Origin of the sequence: Paenibacillus albidus, from assembly GCF_014644435.1 — a bacterium.
Lineage (GTDB): Bacteria > Bacillota > Bacilli > Paenibacillales > Paenibacillaceae > Paenibacillus_AQ > Paenibacillus_AQ albidus.
This window is the reverse complement of sequence record NZ_BMKR01000002.1, coordinates 171,005-195,804: the sequence shown is the minus strand read 5'-3', so window position 1 is coordinate 195,804 and position 24,800 is coordinate 171,005. Positions and strand designations below refer to the sequence as shown.

Annotated in this window: 24 protein-coding genes and 2 riboswitches; of the genes, 21 read left to right on the top strand and 3 right to left on the bottom strand. The window is 48.2% G+C overall.

All coding sequences use genetic code 11. From position 1 onward, the window contains the following. The first annotated feature begins 14 nt into the window (after positions 1-14). Positions 15-923, top strand: coding sequence for a tyrosine-type recombinase/integrase (locus IEY53_RS02640; RefSeq protein ID WP_189022046.1), 909 nt, complete (start codon positions 15-17; stop codon positions 921-923). 268 nt (positions 924-1,191) lie between these two features. Here IEY53_RS02640 and IEY53_RS02635 read toward each other — a convergent pair whose 3' ends face one another. Next, positions 1,192-2,118 carry an L-lactate dehydrogenase gene (locus tag IEY53_RS02635; RefSeq protein WP_251037352.1) on the bottom strand — a complete coding sequence of 309 codons (927 nt, stop codon included), beginning with the start codon at positions 2,116-2,118 and terminating at the stop codon, positions 1,192-1,194. Positions 2,119-2,381: 263 nt separating this feature from the next. Here IEY53_RS02635 and bcaP point away from each other — a divergent pair, with 263 nt between their 5' ends. The 7 genes from bcaP to IEY53_RS02600 all read left to right on the top strand — a co-directional run bounded on the left by bcaP (position 2,382) and on the right by IEY53_RS02600 (position 8,309). Next, positions 2,382-3,761, top strand: a complete 1,380-nt coding sequence (gene bcaP / locus IEY53_RS02630; RefSeq protein ID WP_189022045.1) for a branched-chain amino acid transporter BcaP — start codon at positions 2,382-2,384, stop codon at positions 3,759-3,761. A gap of 31 nt (positions 3,762-3,792) precedes the next feature. Next, positions 3,793-5,082, top strand: a complete 1,290-nt coding sequence (locus IEY53_RS02625; RefSeq protein WP_189022044.1) for a VPS10 domain-containing protein — start codon at positions 3,793-3,795, stop codon at positions 5,080-5,082. 205 nt (positions 5,083-5,287) lie between these two features. Then, on the top strand, positions 5,288-5,461 hold the full coding sequence (locus IEY53_RS02620; protein WP_189022043.1) for a hypothetical protein: 174 nt from the start codon (positions 5,288-5,290) through the stop codon (positions 5,459-5,461). A 225-nt stretch (positions 5,462-5,686) separates the two neighbouring features. Further along, positions 5,687-6,079, top strand: a complete 393-nt coding sequence (locus IEY53_RS02615) for a DUF2500 domain-containing protein (RefSeq protein ID WP_189022211.1) — start codon at positions 5,687-5,689, stop codon at positions 6,077-6,079. A 160-nt stretch (positions 6,080-6,239) separates the two neighbouring features. Further along, positions 6,240-6,662, top strand: a complete 423-nt coding sequence (locus tag IEY53_RS02610; RefSeq protein WP_229695935.1) for a cell wall hydrolase — start codon at positions 6,240-6,242, stop codon at positions 6,660-6,662. 117 nt (positions 6,663-6,779) lie between these two features. Next, positions 6,780-7,316, top strand: coding sequence for a spore coat protein GerQ (gene gerQ, locus IEY53_RS02605; protein WP_373293779.1), 537 nt, complete (start codon positions 6,780-6,782; stop codon positions 7,314-7,316). 570 nt (positions 7,317-7,886) lie between these two features. After that, a complete protein-coding gene (locus tag IEY53_RS02600) occupies positions 7,887-8,309 on the top strand; it encodes a hypothetical protein (RefSeq protein ID WP_189022042.1) in 423 nt (140 codons plus the stop codon). Between the two features lie 258 nt (positions 8,310-8,567). Here IEY53_RS02600 and IEY53_RS02595 read toward each other — a convergent pair whose 3' ends face one another. Continuing rightward, a complete protein-coding gene (locus tag IEY53_RS02595) occupies positions 8,568-9,104 on the bottom strand; it encodes a glycosyltransferase family 2 protein (protein ID WP_268240748.1) in 537 nt (178 codons plus the stop codon). A 781-nt stretch (positions 9,105-9,885) separates the two neighbouring features. Here IEY53_RS02595 and IEY53_RS02590 point away from each other — a divergent pair. From IEY53_RS02590 to murB, 12 genes are all read left to right on the top strand, one after another. Next, a complete protein-coding gene (locus IEY53_RS02590; RefSeq protein ID WP_189022041.1) occupies positions 9,886-11,202 on the top strand; it encodes a hemolysin family protein in 1,317 nt (438 codons plus the stop codon). Positions 11,203-11,361: 159 nt separating this feature from the next. Continuing rightward, complete coding sequence (locus IEY53_RS02585) at positions 11,362-13,242, top strand: ATP-binding protein (protein ID WP_189022040.1); 1,881 nt, start codon at positions 11,362-11,364, stop codon at positions 13,240-13,242. A 75-nt stretch (positions 13,243-13,317) separates the two neighbouring features. Continuing rightward, positions 13,318-14,067, top strand: coding sequence for a DsbA family protein (locus IEY53_RS02580; protein WP_229695934.1), 750 nt, complete (start codon positions 13,318-13,320; stop codon positions 14,065-14,067). Next, the gene (locus tag IEY53_RS02575; RefSeq protein WP_229695933.1) at positions 14,064-14,492 is read left to right on the top strand and encodes a disulfide oxidoreductase; all 429 of its coding nucleotides are present in this window, start codon (positions 14,064-14,066) and stop codon (positions 14,490-14,492) included. Before IEY53_RS02580 ends, IEY53_RS02575 begins: the two co-directional genes overlap by 4 nt. Before the next feature lie 232 nt (positions 14,493-14,724). Beyond that, positions 14,725-14,883: riboswitch (cyclic di-AMP (ydaO/yuaA leader) on the top strand. A 1-nt stretch (position 14,884) separates the two neighbouring features. Beyond that, positions 14,885-15,013 (top strand): hypothetical protein, encoded by a 129-nt coding sequence (locus IEY53_RS35695; protein WP_268240746.1) that lies wholly within the window; start codon positions 14,885-14,887, stop codon positions 15,011-15,013. After that, a complete protein-coding gene (gene kimA / locus IEY53_RS02570) occupies positions 15,007-16,824 on the top strand; it encodes a potassium transporter KimA (protein ID WP_189022039.1) in 1,818 nt (605 codons plus the stop codon). Before IEY53_RS35695 ends, kimA begins: the two co-directional genes overlap by 7 nt. A 196-nt stretch (positions 16,825-17,020) precedes the next feature. Continuing rightward, positions 17,021-18,028, top strand: a complete 1,008-nt coding sequence (locus tag IEY53_RS02565; RefSeq protein ID WP_189022038.1) for an iron-hydroxamate ABC transporter substrate-binding protein — start codon at positions 17,021-17,023, stop codon at positions 18,026-18,028. 188 nt (positions 18,029-18,216) lie between these two features. Then, on the top strand, positions 18,217-19,278 hold the full coding sequence (locus IEY53_RS02560) for a FecCD family ABC transporter permease (protein ID WP_189022037.1): 1,062 nt from the start codon (positions 18,217-18,219) through the stop codon (positions 19,276-19,278). Between the two features lie 53 nt (positions 19,279-19,331). Then, positions 19,332-20,309 carry a FecCD family ABC transporter permease gene (locus tag IEY53_RS02555; RefSeq protein WP_373293785.1) on the top strand — a complete coding sequence of 326 codons (978 nt, stop codon included), beginning with the start codon at positions 19,332-19,334 and terminating at the stop codon, positions 20,307-20,309. A 42-nt stretch (positions 20,310-20,351) separates the two neighbouring features. After that, the gene (locus IEY53_RS02550) at positions 20,352-21,158 is read left to right on the top strand and encodes an ABC transporter ATP-binding protein (protein ID WP_189022035.1); all 807 of its coding nucleotides are present in this window, start codon (positions 20,352-20,354) and stop codon (positions 21,156-21,158) included. Positions 21,159-21,202: 44 nt separating this feature from the next. Continuing rightward, positions 21,203-22,006, top strand: coding sequence for a (2Fe-2S)-binding protein (locus IEY53_RS02545; protein ID WP_189022034.1), 804 nt, complete (start codon positions 21,203-21,205; stop codon positions 22,004-22,006). Positions 22,007-22,245: 239 nt separating this feature from the next. Further along, complete coding sequence (gene murB, locus IEY53_RS02540) at positions 22,246-23,157, top strand: UDP-N-acetylmuramate dehydrogenase (RefSeq protein ID WP_189022033.1); 912 nt, start codon at positions 22,246-22,248, stop codon at positions 23,155-23,157. A 353-nt stretch (positions 23,158-23,510) separates the two neighbouring features. Here the strand turns inward: murB and ymzB are convergent, their stop codons facing one another. Then, positions 23,511-23,849 carry a protein YmzB gene (ymzB, locus tag IEY53_RS02535; protein WP_189022032.1) on the bottom strand — a complete coding sequence of 113 codons (339 nt, stop codon included), beginning with the start codon at positions 23,847-23,849 and terminating at the stop codon, positions 23,511-23,513. Between the two features lie 192 nt (positions 23,850-24,041). Further along, positions 24,042-24,085: riboswitch (PreQ1 riboswitch) on the top strand. 191 nt (positions 24,086-24,276) lie between these two features. On the opposite strand from ymzB, the gene queF reads away from it, so the two are divergent. Continuing rightward, positions 24,277-24,777 carry a preQ(1) synthase gene (gene queF, locus IEY53_RS02530; RefSeq protein ID WP_189022031.1) on the top strand — a complete coding sequence of 167 codons (501 nt, stop codon included), beginning with the start codon at positions 24,277-24,279 and terminating at the stop codon, positions 24,775-24,777. Positions 24,778-24,800 lie beyond the last annotated feature (23 nt).

Here is a 24,800-nt window from a genome sequence, read left to right as displayed (position 1 = left end):
ACGGAGGCGGCGGTATGGATATTAACGAAGAATATGAAGAAGAGCTGGAAGCTTTTCTGATCTGGATGAAAGATGCCGGATATACCCCATATACGCAAAAATCCTATCTCGCGGATGTACGTCAATTTTTGGACAGTCTGAACGGTAAACAACTGGAGTCTGTCAAAAAGCTGCATGTGGTATCCTTTCTGACCTCTGTCCGTGAGCGAGGTGTCAGCGATGCCACCAGAAATCGTAAGCATGCGGCTGTCAGCTGTTTTTTTAAAGCTTTGATTGAGCTTGAACTGTACACTGCAAATCCTGCAGCCGGAATCAAGAAATCCAAAACCGAAAAAAACCGTGAACCCGTCTATCTGGATGAAGACGATTTGCAGCGCTTTTTATCTGCTATCGACGGTAAATACAGGAGCCGTAATCTGGCAGTATTTTTGCTCATGTCCTACATGGGTCTGCGGGTGGGTGAAGTCCATACGCTGAATCTGAGTGATTATAATGTAGAAAGACGTTCCCTCCGCGTCTTTGGGAAAGGCCGCAAATGGCGGAATATTCCGGTGCCGGAGGGTGTTGTCCCTTATCTCGATCTGGCGCTGGAAGGCCGGCTTACCCCCTGGAGGAGCAAAGAGGAAGCGATGTTCATTTCGCAAAAAGGGCGGCGCCTCTCGATCCGCGGCATTCAGCAGATTGCCGCGGATACCTTTGCGCGCTTCCAGAGTGAGGTGCCTGCGGCGCATCGCCGTCCGTACTCCAGCCATAAGCTGCGCCATTCCTTTGCTACGATGCTGCTGCGCAAGGGGGCGGATCTGCGTACGGTGCAGGAGCTGCTGGGCCACTCGTCCATTCAGACAACCACCGTTTACACCCACATCACCAGCCGGGAGAAAGAAGTGGCTATGTCCAGGCTCCAGCTTCACATGCCCCAGTGATAAATACTGTGATATATAGATTGAACCTGAAAAGGAATAAGTCCAAACATTCGCCATAGTCACGATCCAATCCCAAATAGAAAAATTACAAGTTCAGTTTATATAGTACACTATGGTTAACTTTAAAGGAGTCCACGTTCTTCTTGCAGGGCCGGTTGAACCGGTGCTTGGGAGGAAGGGCGTTTTTTTGCTGTTCTTTCACAAAAAAAAAGGCCGTCCCTCAGCCATTTGCAATGACATTCGGGATAGCCGTTTTTCTATAAAACCGTTACAATTCAAGCTTAGCGATTTGTTCCTTTAGCTTGGAAGCGGATTGCTGGAACAATGCCCGTTCTTCGTCGTTTAGTGGAAGGTCAAGCACTTCACGCACGCCGGAGCGGTCTACAACACAAGGGGCACCGAGGAAGACATCTGAGACTCCGTTGTAATTGTTGAGCAGAGTTGAGACGTTCAGCACGGCACCTTCGTTATGCAGAATCGCATCAACAATGCGGTCCAGCGCGAGGGCGATGGCATAGGAAGTAGAGCCCTTGGCATCAATAATTTCATAGGCTGCATTTTTGGTATCCTCAAAGATTTCGTTGCGCTCCGCTTCATCGAAGCCGAGATCAATCCCGGCAACGTTGGCCAAGCTCCATACCGGCAGCTCGGAGTCGCCATGCTCGCCTATGATCTGGCCATGGATACTGCGCGGATCAATTTCCTTGTGCAGGCCGATCAAATAACGGAATCTGGCGCTGTCCAGCACGGTCCCGGAACCAATGACACGTCTGCGGTCAAAACCGCTTATCTTTAATGTCGCGTAGGACAAAATATCGACAGGGTTTGTCGCAATCAGCAGGATCGCGTGCTGATTGTATTTGGTGATTTTTTGGATGATATCCTTGAAGATCGAAATGTTCTTGCGCAGGAGATCAATACGGGTCTCACCCGGTTTTTGGGAGGCGCCGGCGGTTACGATAATGATATCTGCTTCCCGGCAATCTTCGTAGGTACCTGCCCATAGCTTAACTCCGCCGACAAAAGGCATGCCATGGTTCATGTCCAGCGCTTCACCCAGCGCCTTCTGATGATTTACGTCAATTAATACAAGTTCAGGCATACGTCTGCGCAACAGCAAGGTATATGCTGTAGTTGTGCCGACTGCACCGGTGCCGATAACTACGACACGGTTAGGCTTGAATGGGGGGGCCATTATTCCATCTCCTCCAGATTCGAATTTTTTGTGTCCAATCTTATCCATCATAATCGCTATAGATATTGTTTTCAAGCGAAAGACTTTTAATCCTTTACCCTATCTTCGGACATGTTAATAATGGAAATGACCAGAAGGGAGTTAGACTGACTGGAACTTCCCACATCTTTCTTGTTTACGGGACCGGAATGACTGCGTATTCTTAACCGGAACCCGCTCATGTTGTCGCATTTATACATCCCCCTGTTAGGAGAGAAATCAGAATGGATTTATTTCGTAAAAAACCGTTTGCCTTACCCGCAAACTCTGACGCCGTCGGTTTAAGCAAAACCCTCGGTGCACTGGATTTGACCACCCTTGGAGTAGGTGCCATAATCGGTACAGGCATCTTTGTGATGACCGGAGTTGCCGCGGCGAATCATGCCGGACCGGGGCTTGTCCTTTCTTTTATACTGGCTGGAATGGCCTGTGTGCTGTCGGCCTTGTGTTACTCCGAGCTTGCTTCAAGCCTTCCGGTATCGGGGAGTGCTTATGCTTACAGCTATGTCGCCTTCGGCGAATTGATAGCCTGGATTCTGGGCTGGGACCTGATTCTTGAATATGGCGTAGCGGCAGCTGCGGTGGCCAGCGGGTGGTCCGGTTATTTTCAGGGCTTGCTTGAAGGGCTGGGTATTCATTTGCCCACAGCATTGTCAGGAGCCTATAATGCAGACAAGGGAACGGTTATTAATCTGCCTGCCGTTATTATTATTCTGCTCATTTCCTATTTGTTGACCCGGGGAATTAAAGAAACGGCCCGATTTAATGCAATTATGGTTATCATCAAAATCTCCGTAGTCCTGCTGTTTATTGTCACTGGATTTTTTTATGTTAAACCTGAGAACTGGACGCCCTTTTTGCCGTTTGGCATGCATGGGGTGGTGAATGGAGCGGCTACCGTATTTTTTGCCTATATCGGCTTTGATGCCATTTCTACCGCAGCCGAAGAAGTGAAGCGGCCGCAGCGTGATTTGCCGATCGGAATTATTTCTTCTCTGGCCATTTGTACTGTGCTGTATATTGTTGTTTCACTGGTCTTAACCGGCATTGTGCCTTATCAGAACCTGAATGTCAGTGATCCGGTGTCTTTTGCTCTGCGCTTTGTAGATCAGAACATGATTGCCGGATTGATCTCCGTCGGTGCAATTGCAGGGATGACGACCGTATTGCTGGTCCTGCTGTTTGGCCAGACACGTCTTTTGTTTGCGATCTCCCGGGATGGCCTTTTGCCGCAAAGCTTGGCCAAGGTAAGCCCCAAGACACATACCCCTGTCCGCAGTACCTGGATGGTTGGGGGCGTTATTGCTGTACTGACTGGGCTGATTCCGCTGGATCATCTGGCCAATCTGACCAGTATCGGTACTTTGTTCGCTTTTTTGGTCGTTTCGCTGGGCGTTATCGTCTTGCGTTATACCCATCCGCACATGAAAAGAGGTTTTAAAGTGCCATGGGTGCCCTTCATACCTTTACTAAGTGCGGCAGGCTGCGGATATTTAATGTATAATTTGGGGAGCGAGACCTGGACAGGTTTTTTGATATGGCTGTTTGTTGGCCTGCTTATTTATGTTCTCTACGGGTACCGCCGCAGTAAATTAAACCAATAACCAATACTCCAACTTAAGAGGAGGGAAGGCAGTGCCATCCACTACAACAAGACTCCGGGCCTGGGGTCTTCTGACCATGGTTCTGCTGGCCATGCTGACCCTCTCGGCATGTTCATCTTCTCCACCGGAGCCTTCTTCGACGCCACAGCCGACAGAAGCACCGGAGGAGGGACAGACCATTACGCTAATTACTCCTGACGCTCAGAATTTGGATAACGAAAACACGCCGAAATACCAAATTCAGACCAGGCTTACGGATTTCCAACTGCTGAGCGAATCCGAGGGAATCGCTTGGGGAGTCACCAAAAATGAGCTTCGCCTCTACATGACCCGCGACAACGGAAAGACCTGGGCGAATATTTCGCCTGCGACAACCATGCAGTTCCTCTCCAATCCTGTCTATGGCCGGGAAATTTTCTTCACCGATCCGAACAACGGCTGGATTATCAGAAGCTCTGTCGGCAATCTGGAGACCATTGTATTGCGAACAAAAGATAGAGGGAAGACCTGGAAGGTCTCTGCACTTTCAGATCAGAATTCCATATCCTCCATCTATTTCGATTCCCCGGCACGCGGCTGGCTGCTGACGGCCTGGGATTCTACCCTTAATAAACAGAGTAAAGCGCTGCATGCCACCACGGATGGAGGGGCTACCTGGGAATTGGTAATGCAGAATGAACAGTATAATCCGACTATACCGAACCCTGTCATTTCTTTGGAGGGAGTCACCACGGGAATGATCTTCAAAGACAACATGCACGGCTTTGTCACACTCCAGACAGGGGCGCTGCCCAAGATCTACAAGACCAATGATGGAGGGGTGTCCTGGGAGCCAGGCCCAGCGTTTACCGTGAATGAACGGTATGCCGGCTGTGACCGGGTCCTTACCGGCAAGCCCGAATTCTTCCGCAGCGGCAAAGGTATGGGCTGGATGCCGGTAGGCTGTCAAAAAGAAAAAGAAAACAGCATCACCTACCACGGTTACTTTACGGCTAATGGCGGGCAGAATTGGAAATTCACTACTTTTAATTTTGGCGCCCGGACAGGGATCAACCGTCACATCACTCCAACCTTTCTTGATGCGCAGACCGGTTGGGTACTGGAAGGCAATACGTTATATCAGACTCATAATCAGGGGTTGACCTGGGAGGCGCTGCCTGCCAGCAGTGTGCTGCAATCCAAGCTGCTGGAATATCCGGAGATTGTAAAGATCCAGTTTTTCTCCGCAGAGGTCGGCTGGCTGCTAATAGAGAAGAAAGAAAACAGACGCTCCATTCTGTTGCAGACTACGAACGGTGGGGTCAGCTGGAGAGTGATGTAAGCATAAAGAAAGAGGCTAAAGAGGCTGCCGCGTGCAGTCTTTTTTTATAGAAGAAGGAGAGGAGATATGCTAAAAAACTTATCTAAAATTTTTTTATAAATGTGAAAAAAATCACATGACAAATGAAGAATCCTGTGATATATTTAACACATAGAAAGAACGTTACTTTTTTCACAAACTTACACATTGAATAGGAGAGATTACAATGACAACTTTTGAAACGGATTATATGACAAGAAACCTGCTCCAATTATGCTACAACTGCAATGACGCTCACCTGTGTGAAACAGAAGAACAATGCAGAGCTTGCTGGGCAGAGAACGGTATGCTTCAAGAGCAGGATGAAACCAGACAATTACTTGATCTTGTGCATGCATAATCGCTATAATGAACAGTCTCCCATAAGGACCACACGTTTTCTTAACCGGAAGCGCAGTGGTCTTTTTTGTGATCTGGTGAAATCTCCAGAACGATTTCCTTTTACATAGAGTTCGGTTCTTAATGCTGAATGGTGTGGAATAGGCATATATATGTATAGAATGCCCCGGAAGCTGGCAGCTGGAAACCTAATAGGGGCACTCCTAAGGAGGAATAGATCATGGGAATGGGTCCGGACCCTTCATGGATGTTTGATTTTGCCGGGACGGTGATACCGATCTTTTTGGTTGTGATGATTGGCATTGTCGCTGTATCTGCAGGCAGGGGCTTGCTTCAGTGGAGCCGGAACAACAGCTCGCCCATGTTGACTATCCCGGCCTGTATCATCAGCAAACGTTATGAGATCAAGCAGCAGGCATCCCAGGAGGAGGGGGGCAGCAGCAGGGCGAGCACCCTATACTACCTAACCTATGAAGCCGAAAGCGGGACACGGATGGAGTTTAAGGTGGAGGGCAGCGAATACGGGATGAGTGCGGAGGGTGACCGTGGCCTGCTGACTTATCAAGGCACCCGATATTACGGATTTCAGCGTTATCCGCATTATTCCACAGCCGAATAGCTGCATATGAAATGAACATTCCCTTTGCTCCGAGTATGGAGCAGGGGGTTTTTTTATGGGCGGGAACTGTCACCTCTTGGGCGAATGCACATACAATACAGCATGCAGCAAGAAGAACACTGCTTCGTTCCTAAAGAAGCTACAACAAGGAGGAGAGAACGTGGCCGTCATCAAAACAAATTCGGAAGATGTGAAGATGCTTGCGCGCCTGATGAGGGCTGAAGCCGAAGAGGATGGAGCGCAAGGGATGTTGATGGTTGGGAATGTCGGCGTCAACCGGATTCGCGGGAACTGCCTCGATTTTAACAACATCCGCAATATGAATGATATGGTGTTTCAGAGCCCGGGCGGATTTGAAGCAACACAGAAGGGCTATTTCTACCAGCGTGCCCGGGATGCCGATATCCGGTTAGCCCAAAGGGTCATTGCCGGGGAAAGAGTCTGGCCGGCTTCCAATGCCTTGTGGTTCTTCAGGCCGGTAGGGGCTTGTCCCGCAACATGGTATAACCAGCAGAACACCGGTCGTTTCAAAGCCCATTGCTTCTTCACTCCGACTAGTGCGGATTGCCCGCAAGTGTACTAAAGCGGCTTAACTTTGTTGCCTTAAATTCCCGTAAAACAGCTATCCACTGAAAGTGTACATCATGCAGTTTATCATCATTCGGAGCAGAAGCTCCGATATTATTAGGAGGTTCAATCAATGATCGCTCAGCCTTACCGTCCAGTTACTTATACCATCGGCAGTGTGTCCTCAGGCAGTCTCCCTTCCGGAATGAGCAACATGAGCAACATGAGCAATATGGGTAATATGGGTAGTATGCCCGGTATGCCCGGTATGTCCACTATGCCTGGTATGTCACCTATGCCCGGCATGGGTATGGGAGGGATGATGCCGCCCCAGGTCAGCAGCGGAAGCCCGATGACCCCGACTGGAACTGTAATTCCTACTACGGCGCCTGTGTTTGAACAATCATACATTGAGAATATCTTTCGGCTTAATTTAGGCAAGGTAGGAACATTTTACTTTACTTACGAGAACAACAAGGATTGGAATGCCAAAATCTATAAAGGCGTTCTGGAAGCTGCGGGCCGTGACCACATTATTATCAGTGATCCGGCAACCGGACAGCGGTTCGTATTACTTATGATCTACTTCGACTATGCTACTTTTGATGAGCCGCTTCTCTATCAATACCCTGGCGTTATTGGCAATCCGCCTACCCGTGGAGGCCGTTAAAGTTCAACAACCCTTTTTTCTCTAAAAACGCGAAAAGAAACCTCTCTTTGGTAAAATGGAAGGACGATCAACCATTTTACAGGAGAGGTTTCTTTTGCACATCCGGAAGGTTTTCGCGAGGCTACCCCATTAGAGGGAGCGGAAATCGGTCTGACGGTCTGTGGGGCCTGGTACTTTAAAATATAGATGAAAAGACTTTACAGTCCTCTAGTGCTATAATTTTACCTTTAATAGTCTTGCTTACTCAGCTCTCATTATGAAATAGGGCTAGCCTCAGCCCGAAGATTGCTTCAATTGTCTGTACTCCCAGCACCGCAGCTGCAGTCAAAGACACCCACAAGCTATAATTACAGGGTTGTACGGATAAAGAGGAAATCCTTAAGCGTTAAGTGGAGGAGAATTAATAAACAATAAATATCTCGTGGTAAATCTATCGTTAATAGCGGACCCTTGTCTTAAATGTACCCCCTTTTCTTATTACACAGGTATTTGTTGTTGGAAAAATGTACAAGCACTGTAGCAAGTCCAATCATACTATATTGTATGTTAAGAAAAAAGGAGGTGCTTAATATGGGGACTTATCTCGATGCAAGAACATCGCAGAATGCGAGTTATGCTAACTCCATTTCAATCCCAATTCTGGCGATTAACACACCACAGGTTTTTGGCCAAGTCGGACTAATCACTCAAGGAGTAACAACCAATCCGCGTGTTCTGCTTAAAGGAACGATATCCGTGTCGCTTCCGTTAGCATTGGTAGGAATTACGATTACGATTGTCAGAGGAACGCTGCCTACTGATCCACTGGTTTACTCGGCTACGTCGACCTTCAGTCTCAGTGTTCTGGCTCCGCAGGTAATTACTTTCTCTGCTGATGACTTTGTGCCGCCGATCACCCCGCAATTGACTTACACAGCATTTGTTTCTTCTAACTTGCTTGGAACAATTCGTGTCGGTCCTGAGAGCTTCGACGCTATCCTGGTTTCTGATTAAAAATTCTGTGCGTTTGGGAGTAAGCCCACTGGCTCCGGCTAGTGGGCTTTTGTCATTTGCAGGTTATTCCAGCCGTGATATCCTCAATAATAACTTGCTTAATAAGAGAGATATTGTGAACTCTACATATAAGGTTTGAACAGTGATGCGTATTTCCTGGTGGCCGCTCTTACACAGTCTGAAGTATCGGTATGCTACCGAGAGGAACCAGACCCAATCGGACACCTGATGGATTATGGCGGGCTGGTGAAGGGGTATTCACCAGAGACAATCAAAATTGACGGCAGTTGGTTTATGCGTGAACGATTTGAATTTAGAGCATACATAAAATAACCTGCCGGACGTATGCCAAACGGATTTTTTTGTTTTTTCTTCACTTTTTTTTGTTAATGCAGCAACTGTTTGACGATGTTGGTCATAAATTAGTATGAAACTCATGATACACATCTGGATAGGGCCATTCTTAATAGATCCTGGTCGATTACATTGTATTGTCGATTCTTCGTGATACATAGGATTTAACTTGACAGGTCCAAGATAGTTCGTTGTATATCCTGTTCCGCTAATATCTATGGTGGGATTCTGGTCCATAAAATAAGTCTGCACTTCTAAGCGGTTTAATGCTGCAACGTCATCGCTGTCCATACGGGCGATGTACTCACCTTGGGCCAGATCGAGTCCTTGATTCAGCGAAGTAACAATACCCGTATTCTCAGTATGAAATATCTTCTTTACTCTAGTATCTTTTAGTTCATGTATGATCCCCGCTGATCCGTCGGTTGATCCGTCATCAATGATTTATTAACTCTAGATCGTTTAATGTTTGCAACAAGATGGTGTTAACTGCTTCCTGTAAATAGATTGCGTTATTATAGACCGGCATAATTACAGATATTCTAGGCACCAGGCATTCCTCCTAATTACTTGTCTTGTCTCTGATTAACACGTTATGTTGAAACAGACTAACGCGCGACAAGAGGAGTGAAAAAAGGCAGAAGACTAAATAAACTGCCTCCGGTCGATTGTTTTGAGCAGCTTTTAGCCTGGTATCTTTTTTTAAGTGTCTAACAAAATCGAGTCTTGACCACCTGTACCTGACGGACTTCTATCGGTTATACGATAACTTCTGTACGCATATCAGACACACGATCATGAGTGGCAACTTAACCTGCAGCGGAAGCTGGAGGTGCTGAGGTTGACGGGAAGGGTGCCTACGATTTAACCTTATATATAGTAGGAACCGACAAAAGATTGTGTTCAAGAGTTCCTGGGAAATCAAGGAATAAATTACCTAATTGCTTTCCTTGGGTAACTTCGGTTTATATTTTTAAGTGCAGTATGTCCCAGAGAGGAAAAATAGATCATATTTTTACACTCATTAATACCTGTTTTTCTGCTCTGAGTAATAATATAATAATGTATATATTTATAATACGTGATTTTGGTGAGGAGCTGAATGCGTTGGGAAGTTGATACGGAAAGGATGTCCGTCAGTTGCACATGCAGACATTTTGAGAAAACGAAGGAGGTGGGCCTATCCGCCTTGCTGTGGTAAAAAGGTGGATAGGAGTATAATTTGAGCGACCCTTTACCCGGTATATTACATGTAGGTTTAATTATTTTGCTGGTGTTGTTGAATGGCTTTTTTGTCTCGGTTGAATATGCGATGGTCAAGGTGCGCAGCGGTCGTATTGATACCCTGGTTGAGGAAGGCAATAAAAGAGCACCCGCTGCAAGAACGATCGTACACAATTTGGACGCTTATCTGTCCGCTTGCCAACTGGGGATCACCTTGGCATCCCTGGCTCTCGGATGGCTTGGGGAGCCGGCTATAGCGACGATTGTTGGACCGCTCTTGGTGAACCTTGGATTTGGTGAAACATCGGTGTATGTTATTTCCTTGATTACTGCCTTTATGTTTATTACGGTGCTTCATATTGTACTGGGCGAACTTGCACCCAAGACGATTGCCGTTAACAAGGCGGAAGCCGTGCTTTTGCTTACCTCAGGTCCGATGAATATCTTTTACAAGATCATGTATCCCATCATCTGGATTGTCAAAGGATTGGCACGCGGACTACTTAGTGTCTTCCGTCTGGCTCCGGTATCGGAGCTCGGAACAGCACATACCGAGGAAGAGATCCGCATTCTTATGCAAGAGAGTAATAAGAGCGGACTGATCGACAATACCGAAATGGCTTTGGTCGACAATATTTTTGAATTTGTGGATACCATGGCCCGTGAAATCATGATCCCGCGCACGGAGATGATCTGTTTGAACAGCCATCTTTCGGCGGAGGAGAATCTGGAAGTTGCATTTGAGGGCATGAGGACACGTTATCCGGTATGTGAAGGAGATAAAGATCACATTCTGGGCTTTATTCATATCAAGGATTTAATCAGGGATAATTCTTCGCGCTATACGGATTTGATTCGTCCCATTCTTACCGTACCGGAGTCCATTCAGATCAGTGCTCTGCTAAAGCTGATGCAGCGGGCCAAGACCCAGATTGCCATTCTGATCGATGAATATGGCGGAACTTCCGGGATGGTGACGCTTGAAGACATAATGGAAGAGATCGTCGGTGAAATTCAGGATGAATTTGATGAAGAGCGTCCGGGTGTCGAGAAGCTGGGGGAGGATGAATACTCCATCGACGGTCTGATGCTTATCGAGGAGATCAATGATTCCTTGGGCCTTCAAATGGAAACAGATGACTATGATACCATAGGTGGCTGGCTATATTCCAAACTGGAGATCAACCCTCCGCAAAAAGGGCAGTCCACCGAATTTGATGGTCATCTGTTCATCGTCGAAGAAACGGAAAATAAACGAATCTCCAGAATAAAGCTGCTCAAAGCACAGTTGTTGACGGAAGAGGCAGGAGCCTAAACCGCAGAAATATAGAGAACAGGATGCTATTTAGGCGTTCTGTTTTTTTTTGCCCGAATGGAATGGAGTAAAGTAGAGGTTCGTGCTTCAGGGAGCAGGGTAAATGCTTAATAAATCCTGATTACGCATTTATTGTGATGCAGAAAGCAGAGGTTCATCATGCAACAGCATCCGGGTCATTATAATGACTTGCTGGTTTCCCTGTCCATTGCGATTGCTGCATTATCCTGTTTTGTAGTTGTGGATATGGCTGACCGGCTCGTTCGGAAAAGCAAAAGCCGTTTATTCCTGCTGGTGCTTTCCACTGTGTTCGGTTTCGGGCTCTGGACCATGCATTTTTTGGGCCTGCTGGCCATGGAGACAGACACTGTGGTCACCTATGATCTTCCACTTTTACTCTTCTCTTTATTCATTTCCATTCTGGTCTCCTATTTGGTATTCATGCTGCTAAATAATCCCCGTACCCGCAGCAGTGTTTATCTGGGGCTATCCGGCTTTCTCTTCAGTGCGGGTATGCTACTCATGCATTACTGCGGTGTTATGGCGATAAAGACATCGCTTCACTATGAACAGAATATTCTATCCATGCTCTGGTCCGTATTATTCTCGCTGATCGCTGCGTTTCTGGCAGCGTCCTATCGACCGGCTTGGATTCAGAAGAAATACAACATGTTCTCGCTCAAAAAAACGCTCCTGGTCCTTCTGCTGACGGCTTCAGTGACCGGCACACATTATACAGCTATGTTTGGTGCAGTATTTATGACGCCTTCAGAAGTCCACGCAAGTTCTTCCGCTGCGATGCTGGACAGCTCCAGCCTGGGAATGATTCTGGGCACAACCTTTGTCTTGATTGCAGCCCTGGTGCTTTGGCTGTTGTACAGAGACCGGCAAAAGGTAATGGCATCTGCCCGGTTCAATGAGCAGCGCTATATGGCCTTGTTTGAATTCAGTCCGGACATTGTAATCTGTATGGACCCTGCTTGCAAAAGATTACTAAGCGCAAATCCTGCCATGTACACAACAACCGGATATGAATGGAGGGAGCTGGAGAGCCAGTGGGAGAATAAGCTTTTCAGCAGCGAAGAGAGGGTACGTTTCGGATCAATTGTCGAGCAGGCGGCTAAAGGCAGACCAGGCAAGCTGGAGATGACCATTCAGACGAAGCAAGGCAGCAGACTGAGGTTCAGCTCAACCGTATTTCCGCTGATTACCGGGGACCGGCAACTCGTATACATGATCTGCAAGGATATCACCGATCTTATGCGTTACCAGCAGGAACTGAGAAAGGCCAAGGAGAAGGCTGAAAGCGCGGCCAGAATAAAAAGCGAGTTCCTCGCCACTGTGAGCCACGAGCTCCGCACGCCGCTGAACGGGATTATTGGCATCAATCAGCTGCTGATAGACAGTATGGATAATACCGAACACTTGGAGCTGCTGCAGCTGCAGTCCAAAAGCGGGCAGGCATTGCTTCACGTCTTAAATGATATCCTGGACCTATCCGTCCTCGAAGCCGGGGCAATGCGTTTACGTCAGAATCCTTTTCAGGTGTCTCGGCTGGTACAGGAATGTATGGACTTATTTGAAGTCACTGCCCGGGACAAAGGTTTGCAGCTTATTCTGATATTGGAGTCTGGAGTCCCGGATATAGTAGAAGGAGACAGTGTAAGAATTCGTCAGGTTCTTCTTAATATTATTGGAAATGCTATTAAATTTACGGATAAAGGAAATGTTATCGTAACTGTGGATACTTTCAGTACAGAGAACGGGGAGGACATCCGGCAATATTTGCTGTTCAAGATCAAGGATACAGGGATCGGGATTGATCCCGACATGCTGGAGCTGCTTTTTCAACCGTTCTCACAGGTTGATGGGTCCTATAACCGCAATTATCCGGGAACAGGGCTGGGCCTGGCCATCTGCAAGAAACTTGTGGATTTGATGGGGGGAGATATTTGGGTGGAATCTACTTCATCAGGCGGGGCAGAGTTCACGTTTAGAATCGCTTTTAAGGGAATTGGTGGATATAGTTTGCCAGGGTGAGATCTTTAATTATATAATTTTAAATTATATGAAACTTATTTCGCCCGTCCGAGAGAGGACAGAAAGGAAATTCCCTTGAGCAAACCTAAAAAACGCAGCGCACCGGTGCCGCAAATGAGCAAGCAGGAAAAACGCCGTGCCGAACAGGAACAACAGAAGCAGAAAACGAGGATTCTCATTGTAAGTACAGTGGCCATAGTTGTGATTATATTTGTTGCATTATTCATGTTGGCCTCCAAAGATTCATCATCGACTACTGCTGATCCCGTTAATTTTAATTACAGTGAGATGCCAAGACTGGGCAACGAAGATGCTCCTGTGAAACTTGTCGAATTCGGAGATTACAAATGTCCGGCCTGTGCGCAATTTGCCGGTGGCATTAAGCCGCAAATCGTCCAAAAATATATAGAAGAAGGAAAAGCCGCACTTTATTTTGTGAATATGGCATTTATCGGACCTGACTCCGAAACGGCATCACTGGCTGCCTTGTCCGTGTATCATCAAAGCAATGATGAATTCTGGAAATTCTATGATGCCATCTACAAGAATCAAGGTGCGGAAGATGTGGAGTGGGCGACGGCCGACTACCTGGTGGAGCTGGCGCAAAAAGAAAAACTTGCTATCGATTATGACCTGCTGCGCAAAGACATCGAGAATCGTACGTATGCGGAGGAACTGAGCCGTGACATCCAATTGGCCAATGATTCCAAGGTTACTACCACCCCAAGCCTGTTTATCAACGGTGTGATGACAGCGGAGCCGTTTAATTTTGAAGCCATTTCCGCTCAGATTGATGAAGCAGCCCAAGCGGTGAAGGCCGAGTGAGCAAGTTCTTGTCGTTTTGCCGCCGTCATTGCCTGTATCTGGCCTGGTTCGTATCCGTCGTGGCTGTTGCCGGCAGCTTATACTTAAGTGAGGTGCTCAAATATGAGCCCTGCAAGCTATGCTGGTTTCAGCGTATCTTCATGTATCCACAGCTGTTTTTGCTCGGCATTGCCACTTACCGGGGAGACAAGCGCATTATTCCGTATGTGCTGCCTCTTAGTCTGATCGGCGGAAGTATCTCCTTGTATCATTATGCAGAGCAGAAAATTCCCGCCCTCAGCAAGATTCTCCCCTGCACAGTCGGCGTTCCCTGCAACAAGGATTATTTGAATGTTTTCGGCTTTATTACTATTCCATTTATGGCTTTAATTGCTTTTATATTGATCGCTCTTTTGCTCTGGAATGGACGTAAAGAAGAGGAGTAGCCAAAAGACGTAAACCAGCGTGGTTACAACCTCTGGCAAACAACTGCAAACGTCACAAATTTTTGTCAAAACGTTATAAAAACACGTGTATAAGGGATAATCGAAGAGAATGAAAGAGCGATGCCTCCGTGATTAACAATTTGCGGTAATTGGATGCTTTTTCATTCTTTTTTCATTTTTTTCACAGCTTTACTGAACAGTCCGAGTAGACTAATATTAGTCCTTGTGAGAAGTTGAATATGCGCTGAATTTTCCAAGGGGAAAACGGGGGAACCAAACTTGGCACTTGTGCCAAAGGGGTGAATCGGCAGCCGGTCGTCACGACCGGGCCGTAGGGCTTTCCACAGCCCGAATCCGACAGCTAACCTCGTAAGCAAAGGTGGGATAGACCCATGCATAAGCATGCGGAGGATATCCGTATGCTTATTTTTGTGCCTGCATTTATGAAATCCACCAATGAAAATGGCGCACGGTATGACCGTTTCAACTCACAAAGAGAGGAACTGTATCTACAATGGTAAGCAAAGTTAAACGACTATTGATCGGGCGTCCGATGAAGTCGAACGAACTCGATCATGAAAAGTTGTCCAAGGTTAAAGCACTGGCCGTTTTGTCTTCAGATGCATTGTCGTCCGTAGCCTATGGTACGGAACAAATTCTGATTGTGCTGGTAGCAGCGGGGTTTACAGCTGTCTGGTACTCCTTGCCCATTGCACTTGCCGTGCTGGGCTTGCTGGCCATTCTGATTTTATCATACCGGCAGACAATCTTTGCTTATCCGCAAGGTGGCGGGGCTTATATCGTAGCCAAAAAAAATCTGGGTGTTCCTACGGGTCTGCTCGCCGGCGGTTCTTTATTGGTGGATTATATTCTGACTGTAGCCGTTAGTGCTTCAGCCGGAACAGATGCGATTACCTCAGCTTTTCCGAGTCTGCATAATCACACGGTCCTTATTGCGGTATCCGTGATTATCATCCTGACCATTCTTAACCTGCGAGGGGTGACGGAATCTGCGTCGTTTATTGCCATTCCGGTGTATTTGTTTGTCATTTCAATCTTTGTATTGATTGCTACAGGTTTCATTAAATACATGACAGGTGGTGCCCACGCCCACGTACCGGAAATAGGAGCAGCGGTGTCCAATGTCAGCTTGTTTCTGCTGCTAAAGGCCTTCAGTTCCGGTTGTTCGGCACTTACAGGGGTGGAGGCGGTATCCAACGCGATTCCAAACTTTAAAGCCCCGGCGGAGAAAAATGCTGCAAAAACCCTGGTACTGATGGGGATCATCCTCGGCCTAATGTTCACGGGAATCACGCTACTCGCTTACTGGTACGGAGTTACTCCTGACGAGAAGGCTACTGTGGTCTCGCAGATCGCCGAATCGACTTTTGGCCGCGGGGCATTGTATTTCTTTATTCAAGGAATTACCGCAGTGATCTTATTCCTGGCAGCCAACACTGCATACTCTGCTTTTCCGCTGCTGGCTTTTATGTTCGCCAAGGACAAATATATGCCGCATGCGTTTATGGTGCGCGGTGACCGGCTGGGCTTTTCCAACGGAATTATCTTTCTTGGTGTGATGTCCGCTATTCTGGTAGCGGCATTTCACGGGAATACCGAAGGTTTGATCCCTATGTATGCTGTGGGGGTATTCATACCGTTCACTTTATCCCAGTTAGGTATGATGGTGCGCTGGTACAAAACCAAACCTAAAGGCTGGCAGAGCAAGTTTGCCGTTAATACGGTGGGCATGTTAACCACTTTAACGATTACACTGATTTTTATCATCACCAAGTTCTCAAGTATCTGGGCCATCTTCATTTTCCTGCCGGTCGTCATGTTCGTCTTTTACCGGATTCATAGCCATTATATGAATATTGCCGATCAGCTGCGGATTTGTATGGACGACGAGAAGCCGGTGATCAAGGGAAGCACGGTGGTGGTTCCCGTGGCGGGTGTGACACGTGCCGTTCTGCATTCACTCAGTTACGCCAAATCATTAACCAACAACGTGGTTGCGGTCTATGTCGGCTTCGATGAGGAAGAGATCCACAAGATGGAACAGAAGTGGGAGGAATGGAATCCCGGGGTTCGGCTGATTGTATTGCGTTCCCGGTACCGCAGCATCATCCGTCCGCTGGTCAAGTTCATTGATACGGTGGAGTGGAAGACGGCTTCCACAGACCACATTACAATATTAATCCCTCAGTTTATTACGAAGCACTGGTGGCAGGCGGTATTGCATAACCAGACCAGCTTGTTTATCCGTTCCTATCTAATGAACCAAAAAGATATCGTGGTTGCTACTGTGCCTTTTCATTTGCATAAATAATTGATTTTGACATCAGCGGGGTCCAAGCCAAAAAATGGCTATTGGGCCCCGCTGTTTATTGTTCATGCAGTTCATAAGCAAGTTTACAAATTTGTATTGACAGAGATAATGAGAATCAATATCATTTATAAAGTGAAGCGATGGACAAGCAAAGGATTTGATCCATGAAGCATCCATATACAGGAGGGGTTATTGAATGGTTTCTTCAAAAACAATGAAAATAAGCGGCAGAAAATGGGTTGGGGCCGGATGTATGGCCATGATACTGTTCTTATCCGCATGCGGCAGCAATAATACGGCAGACACAGCGAATTCCGGTTCAGCGGCCACAACGGCACCTTCAGCGGCTGCAACTACAGCCCCTTCCGAACCGAAGACAGTAACGGACAGCATGGGTCATAAGGTCACTGTTCCTGCCAATCCGCAGCGTGTGCTCGGTTCATATCTGGAGGATCAGCTGGTCACGCTCGGGGTGACTCCTGTAGCCCAGTGGTCTGTTGCCAACGGCATTCAGGATTATCTTTCCGCTGAATTAAAGGATGTACCTACAATCAGCTATGATCTTCCCCTGGAGGCGGTCACCAGCTTTGCTCCTGACTTCATTATTGTCGGTTCGGAATCCTCCGTTCAGAATGGGCTATACGATCAGTTGAACAAAGTAGCGCCTACCTATGTGCTCGGAAATGAAATCAACAAAAACTGGCGCAAAGGATTAACTACTATCGGAGAGCTGCTGGGCAAGAGCGCTGAAGCCGAACAGGCGATCAAAAACTACGATCAAAAGGCCGCAGAAGCCAAAGGGAAGCTCACCGGCGCCGTTGGCTCCCAATCTGCCGCCGTTCTCTGGCTCGTTCAAAAGAACTTCTTCCTGGTAGATGAGACTCAAGCCAGCGGATCGGTGCTGTATACAGATTTGGGGATGACGCCTCCTAACCTTGTCACTGAAATTCCGGCGGACCAGAAGGCGGCGTGGAATCCGGTATCTCTGGAGAAACTCTCTGAGCTGACTGCCGACCACATTTTCCTCGTGAACAGTGACAAAGCAGAAGGTTCGGAGATTTTGAATAGTGCCATTTGGAAAGGGATTCCGGCTGTTAAAGCAGGCCATGTCTATGAACTGAGCTCCACAGGCAGCTGGCTGTACAGTGGTGCCAATGCCAATGGGAAGACCATTGACGATGTCTTAAAGCTATTGGTGAAATAACCAGCAGAGGATAATGCAGAGTGCAGGTCCAGTATCCCCGCGATACGGTAGCCTGTGCTCTTGTCATATCTGGTGATATGAAAAAAATGTCGCAATCCTCGTTCTCCTCAAGATTGGAGATTGTGCATCCGATAAATATTTGCGATAATGAGAATGATAGTTGTTATCATTCACTGGGGAGATAAGTCATGACCGCTTCGAAGGATCATCATCCTGGATCCACAACAGCTTTACCTGCCCAGCCTGTGCGTTCACATCCGGCTGCCGCAGTGCTTATTATGATCTTTGGACTCGCAGCCATTATCTTTGGTTTGGCTTTGTCCGTCTCTGTTGGAGCGGCTGATATTAAGTTGGCTACCGTATGGGAGGCCGTCTTTCATTTTAATCCGGAGCTCCAGCAGCATCAGGTGATATGGGAGCTGCGTTTTCCGCGGTCCTTGGCATCCGTTCTGGTGGGCGCCTGTTTTGCCGTAGCAGGGGCGATGATGCAGGGGATGACCCGCAATCCGCTGGCAGACTCGGGCCTGCTGGGTCTGAATGCAGGAGCGACCACAGCGCTGGCTTTAGCCTTTGCCTTTGCTCCTTCGCTTTCGTATACGTATATCATGCTGTATTGCTTTATAGGTGCGGGGGTAGCAGCTCTGATTGTATTCGGAATCGGCTCCCTGTCACGAAAGGGTCTGACTCCTATACGTCTAACGCTTGCAGGAGCTGCAGTCAGTGCGCTATTACTGGCAATAAGCCAAGGGGTTGCGATCTTTTTCCACTTGTCTCAGGATCTTGCTTTCTGGCTCGCCGGGGGAGTGGCGGGTACCAGCTGGGGGCAGCTGCAATATATGGCTCCGCTGATCCTTGCTGGCCTGGTCGCTGCAATAATGATGGCACGTTCCATCACGCTGCTCAGCCTTGGAACTGAGGTTGCTGCGGGCCTGGGTCAAAAGACAAGACTCGTGCAGACCGGAGGAATGCTCGTCGTTGTTGTACTGGCTGGCACAGCGGTTTCCGCAGTAGGCCCGATCGGATTTGTGGGGCTGATTGTTCCGCATGTTACCCGGTATTTGGTCGGTATTGATTACCGCTGGATCATCCCCTGTTCAGCTGTTCTTGGCAGCTTGCTGCTTGTATTCGCTGATATTGCCGCAAGGATGCTGAATGCGCCATATGAGACACCGATTGGTGCTTTAATTTCCATGATTGGTGTGCCGTTCTTTATCTATCTGGCGAGCAGACGGAAGGGGGCCATTTCTTGAGTAAGTATTCTCTGACCCCTTACGAGAAACGGCAGCCCCACTGGGGAGTTACGTTGTTATCCGTTCTTGGTCTGCTGATTGTGGTGATCGTGGTGGTCAGTATGAACACAGGTTACATGCGTTTATCACCGTCAGAGGTTCTACATACGCTATCAGGGCAAGGAACCCCTCAGCAAAAGCTTATATTATTCGATTTCAGGCTGCCGCGTATTGTAATTTCACTGCTGGTAGGGGCGGGCTTTGCAGTCTCCGGCTGTATTCTGCAAAGCCTGTCGCGGAACCCTCTGGCTGAACCCGCAACCCTGGGGATCAGCGCAGGAGCAGGGTTTGCTGTTATCCTGTTCATTTCTTTTGTTCCGGCTTCCTCGGCCGCGTCTATATTTATGCTTCCATTATTGGCACTTGCGGGGGCTGGCCTTACAGCTGCACTTATATATGTACTGGCCTTTCGTAGAGAAGAGGGACTGTCGCCTACAAGGCTGGTGCTTATCGGGATTGCGGTAGCAGCCGGAATCAATGCCTTTCAGCTTGTACTGGCGCTTCGGCTGGATCCGGAGAATTATCAGTTTGTTGCGATCTGGATGGCAGGCAAGATTTGGGGAGGGGACTGGAGATTTGTTCAGGCCTTACTGCCCTGGATTCTGATTCTGGTGCCATTCTCGATCTACAAAGCGAGGGTGCTCAATGTATTGAATCTGGGCGACCAGACCTCCACCGGTCTTGGGGCTCCAGTAGAGCGTGAACGTCTTCTGCTTCTGGCAACTGCCGTCGCGCTCGCCGGGGCCTGTGTATCCGTTAGCGGAGGGATTGGGTTCGTGGGTCTGATTGGACCTCATCTGGCCCGCAGACTGGTAGGCCCCAGACACCAGATTCTGCTGCCGGCCTGCGCCTTAATCGGTGGCCTGCTGCTGCTGACAGCGGATACCCTAGGGCGCTGGATCCTGCAGCCGTCGGAGATTCCTGCAGGTGTCGTTGTCGCCATTATTGGCGCACCTTATTTTTTATATTTGCTAGCCAAATCTAGAGCATAGCCTTGATCTATGCCTCATACCCATTATAAGGAGTTGGAGATTATGTCGGAACGTCTCAATACGGAACAGCTAAGTATAGGTTATGCGGAAGCCACAATTGTCAAAGGTTTGAACCTGTCACTGCCTACAGGCAAAATTACAGCGCTGGTTGGCGCCAACGGTTCCGGGAAGTCAACCATTCTCAAGACCATGGCCCGGATTATGAAGCCCAAAAGCGGCAACGTCATGCTGGACGGCAAATCTATTCATACGCTTTCTACTAAAGAGGTGGCCCGCCAATTGGCTATTTTGCCGCAAAATCCAACAGCTCCCGACGGTTTGACGGTATCCGAGCTGGTCAGCTACGGCCGCTATCCGCATCAAAAGGGCTTTGGTACGATGACTTCGGAAGACCGCGATATCATCACCTCGGCGATCAAGGTAACCGGGATGGAAGCCTTTCATGACCGGCCCATCGACCGTTTATCCGGCGGACAACGCCAACGCGCCTGGATTGCCATGGCACTGGCCCAGCAGACCGATATTTTGTTCCTGGACGAGCCTACGACGTTCCTTGATATGGCCCACCAGCTTGAAGTTCTTCAACTGCTGCAAAAACTGAATGACGACGAAGGCCGTACCATCGTGATGGTGGTCCATGATTTGAACCATGCTTCCCGTTATGCCCAGCATATGGTAGCAATCAAATCAGGTACGGTGGTCAGTGAAGGGGCTCCTGCCAAAGTAATGACACCTGCCGTTTTACGAGAAGTGTTCGGGATTGAATGTGATATTGTTCCGGACCCGCGTACCGGCGTTCCACTGTGCCTGCCTTATGAGCTGGCCGCTTACAAAGCAGTTGGCATGTAGCTGTGAATTGCGGCTATAACATCTGATAGACAGGGGGAGGCCCATTGAATACCGTGCAAAACGAGTTCATATCCAAGTTCGATATTCACTCTTCAGCACCGGAAGGAGCGCTTTATTCCTTTGCGGCACTTGAGCTTGCCGGCGAAGAGAAGATAAGGGAGTTTGTCGACTGCTACAGTCCGCTCATGAAGGCCCTGGAGGAGAAAGCAGTTGCCGTGTATTTTGCCAGTAATATCGGCAGTGCAGCACTGGCGCTGCAGTATGCGGTTTCCCTTCTGCAATGTGCTCCCGACCTCAGTTTGCCCAATCTGAATATTCATCTGATTCCAGAGGATAATTACTGCCGCTTTGCCTTTTCCTTAAATGAATGGAAGACTACAGCGGCGCCGGTAGATCCAAAGGAGCGGATAGAGTGGCGAAATACAATGCTGGATGCCTTTTACCGTGACACAGCGGGGCCTTTGATGCGCTCCGTTACGGAAGCATGCGGACTCAGAGTCGGTGAAGCATGGGGGCAGCTGCCCACAAGATTCAATTATTATGTGGAGCGGCTGGCGGCCGAAATTGGAGATTCTGCGGCCCATGCTCGTCTGAAGGAAGATTACAGCTATTTGATGAATGAAATGCCTGCTGCGATATTCGGATTATCCCGTAATCCATTCAAGGTGACAGTGCGCAAGATAGAGGATATCGCCGATCCCGGGCGTACTGTGAATATGCGTAACCGCTGCTGTATGTACTACAGCACAGAAGGCGGGTATTACTGTTATACTTGCCCGCGACTGAAAGAATCGGAAAGGGCGGCCCGCAGAGTGGAACATCGTGAACGGCTGCTATCCCAAAAATAAGTGGTGCATCAAAGGTTGAATTGTCACATAATATTACCAGAACACTGTGGTAACAGGCTCCCGTCATTGACAAGGGAGCCTGTTCGTTGTTAAAGTGGGGATTGCCCGTCATACTGACACTGCTTAAGCTTGAGCCAGGCGCAAATGCGGGTGCGCAGTCATACTATGAAACGAAGATAATAAAGAGTGAACAACATAACCAAGGACCTCATTTTTACAGGGTTAAAGGAGCATAAAGAATGAATATCAGTACGATCCAGGCGGATTTGCAGCAGCTGGTTACTGCCGGCAAAGTGACAAGTCATGAAGAATTAAAGAATCATGTATTTACCAGAATGGGAGGACAGGCCGATATTCTCGCGGCACCTGCCACGTATGATGAACTTCAGAAGATTGTTACATATGCACAGCAGCAGGGTATTGCGCTCACAGTGCTGGGGAATGGTTCCAATGTCATTATCAGGGATGGGGGAGTACGGGGAATTGTGCTGCAAACCTCAGACCTTGCGGATATGGGGATTCGCGGATCCTTGCTCTATGCCCAGTGCGGGGCCAAGATCATTGATGTCTCCCGGTATGCTTTGACGCAGGAGCTTACAGGGCTGGAATTCGCCTGCGGCATTCCCGGTACGGTAGGCGGAGCACTGTATATGAACGCAGGGGCATACGGCGGTGAGATTAAGGATGTGCTGGACAGTGCGCTTGCCGTCAACAAAGCGGGGCAAATAGTGACTCTGCAGGGGGATGAACTGCAGTGGGGGTACAGAAAAAGCGTTTTTGCCAGTGGAGAATATATCATCCTGGAAGCCCGCTTTTCCTTAACTGCCGGGGACCCGGCAGCGATCAAAGCTTCGATGGATGAGCTGACTTTTCTGCGTGAGTCGAAGCAGCCGCTGGAATATCCTTCCTGCGGGAGTGTGTTCAAACGGCCGCCGGGGCGTTATGCAGGGCAGCTGATCCAGGAGAGCGGTCTGCAAGGCACACGGATTGGCGGAGCAGAGGTCTCCAGAAAACATGCCGGGTTCATCGTGAATGCGGACCACGCCACAGCCAGTGATTATATCGGTCTGATTCATCACGTGAGAGCGGCGGTCAAGGATAAATTCGGCATTGAGCTGGAGACGGAAGTTGAGATTATTGGTGAGGAGTAAACAAAGGGGCTGCTGCATTAACGATACGAACGAGATGATTAGGAGGAATATCTTCTTCTTAATCCAATGGCAAGCAAAGTTGGTCCAATGGTTCATTGAATGTACAAAGAAATCGCTCCTTTTGAAATGGGTGGGTGTTATCTCCATTTTACCAAAAGAGCGATTTCTTTTTTTTGCGTCAGCGTAGAGGACGGAACAACCCGCGGAAAAGCGTTAGCGGTCGCCTTTGTATCCGGATTTTGCCGCAAAAGCAAATAAATAAAATCTGGATACAACAGCGGTTGGAACAACGGTCCGTTCGCGTAGCGTCCTCACCAAACACTCACGTATATCCTACTCAAAAATAAGGCTCGTCATACTAATATGGATAGAACATAGGTTGCGCGATCTGTCTTGATCTCAAGCTTGTTGTCATTCTTAGCGTTTAACTCAAGCCCGCTGACGGCAATCTCATAGCTCGCTTGCGGCAGGGGGACAGACTCACCCCCATCATTCATTGTGCTGCCGCTGCCCCTTAGGATCAGTGCACTATCCAGATAATCGTCCAGAACATCCTCCGCATCCCGGTAATCTACAGCTTCCAGCTGGAAATGTACTTTGTCCACATCATCAAGCTCCTGCTTCTCAATCGCTATTGTGGCATTTACGTGGGTGTTAAGCCACTCGGAAAGCTCCTGTACCTTTTGTTTCATAGCAGATCCCATCCTTGTTTGCAGATTATAGCATTTAAGTTACCCTGTTCACTAAATTTGAATCCATTATATTAATTCATTCAGTTAATTATTAATGTTGTTTAACAATCCGAAAAGCTTGTCAGCATCCTCCTGCTCATGGTATAGTTCAATTCGCACGATAAGTAAGAAGAAGTCTGCACTTAAGCGGGTGCAGGAGAGGTTCGCAAACTCCCTCTATAAAAAACTAAGACCGCTTTTGAACACAGGATGTAGGAACTTTCGCGAAGGTAAACTTCCCGGACCTATTTTGCCTGTGCTGCGACAGACGGACACCGCCTTCACGAGGATGGTACGGCCGTTTTTCTTAGTAGAGCCCGGTTTTCGAAATCTCGTTCTTCTTTCCAGTTCCGACGGATGCCGAGGGAAAAGAGAGGGGTTTTTTGTCATGTCAGAAGGAAGATTGCCGGAGGAAATGCAAGCAGTGACGCTGCTGGGCAACCAAGGCACGAAGTACACGTTCAGTTATGATCCGGGAGTGCTGGAGGTATTCGACAACAAACATCCCGGCCGCGATTATTTTGTAAAATTCAATTGCCCGGAGTTCACCAGCCTGTGCCCGGTAACCGGACAACCGGATTTTGCCACATTGTACATTTCGTACATTCCGGAGCAGCGCATGGTGGAATCCAAGTCACTGAAGCTTTATCTGTTCAGCTTCCGCAATCATGGTGATTTCCACGAAGACTGTGTCAACATTATAATGAATGATCTGATCGCGCTGATGGACCCGCGTTACATTGAAGTCTGGGGCAAATTTACGCCGCGGGGCGGGATTTCGATTGATCCTTACTGCAACTGGGGGCGTCCGGGCACTAAATATGAGGCGATGGCCGAGCATAGGCTATTGAACCATGATCTGTATCCGGAGAAAGTAGACAACCGCTAACCTAATGGAGCAGAAGGAGAGAA

Bases quoted from the DNA above. Each gene is read 5' to 3' on its own strand.
- IEY53_RS02640 (WP_189022046.1), top strand. From the start codon at position 15: ATGGATATTAACGAAGAATATGAAGAAGAGCTGGAAGCTTTTCTGATC.
- IEY53_RS02635 (WP_251037352.1), bottom strand. From the start codon at position 2,118: ATGGCCCCCCCATTCAAGCCTAACCGTGTCGTAGTTATCGGCACCGGT.
- bcaP (WP_189022045.1), top strand. From the start codon at position 2,382: ATGGATTTATTTCGTAAAAAACCGTTTGCCTTACCCGCAAACTCTGAC.
- IEY53_RS02620 (WP_189022043.1), top strand. From the start codon at position 5,288: ATGACAACTTTTGAAACGGATTATATGACAAGAAACCTGCTCCAATTA.
- IEY53_RS02615 (WP_189022211.1), top strand. From the start codon at position 5,687: ATGGGTCCGGACCCTTCATGGATGTTTGATTTTGCCGGGACGGTGATA.
- gerQ (WP_373293779.1), top strand. From the start codon at position 6,780: ATGATCGCTCAGCCTTACCGTCCAGTTACTTATACCATCGGCAGTGTG.
- IEY53_RS02600 (WP_189022042.1), top strand. From the start codon at position 7,887: ATGGGGACTTATCTCGATGCAAGAACATCGCAGAATGCGAGTTATGCT.
- IEY53_RS02585 (WP_189022040.1), top strand. From the start codon at position 11,362: ATGCAACAGCATCCGGGTCATTATAATGACTTGCTGGTTTCCCTGTCC.
- IEY53_RS35695 (WP_268240746.1), top strand. From the start codon at position 14,885: ATGCATAAGCATGCGGAGGATATCCGTATGCTTATTTTTGTGCCTGCA.
- kimA (WP_189022039.1), top strand. From the start codon at position 15,007: ATGGTAAGCAAAGTTAAACGACTATTGATCGGGCGTCCGATGAAGTCG.
- IEY53_RS02565 (WP_189022038.1), top strand. From the start codon at position 17,021: ATGGTTTCTTCAAAAACAATGAAAATAAGCGGCAGAAAATGGGTTGGG.
- IEY53_RS02560 (WP_189022037.1), top strand. From the start codon at position 18,217: ATGACCGCTTCGAAGGATCATCATCCTGGATCCACAACAGCTTTACCT.
- IEY53_RS02550 (WP_189022035.1), top strand. From the start codon at position 20,352: ATGTCGGAACGTCTCAATACGGAACAGCTAAGTATAGGTTATGCGGAA.
- murB (WP_189022033.1), top strand. From the start codon at position 22,246: ATGAATATCAGTACGATCCAGGCGGATTTGCAGCAGCTGGTTACTGCC.
- ymzB (WP_189022032.1), bottom strand. From the start codon at position 23,849: ATGAAACAAAAGGTACAGGAGCTTTCCGAGTGGCTTAACACCCACGTA.
- queF (WP_189022031.1), top strand. From the start codon at position 24,277: ATGTCAGAAGGAAGATTGCCGGAGGAAATGCAAGCAGTGACGCTGCTG.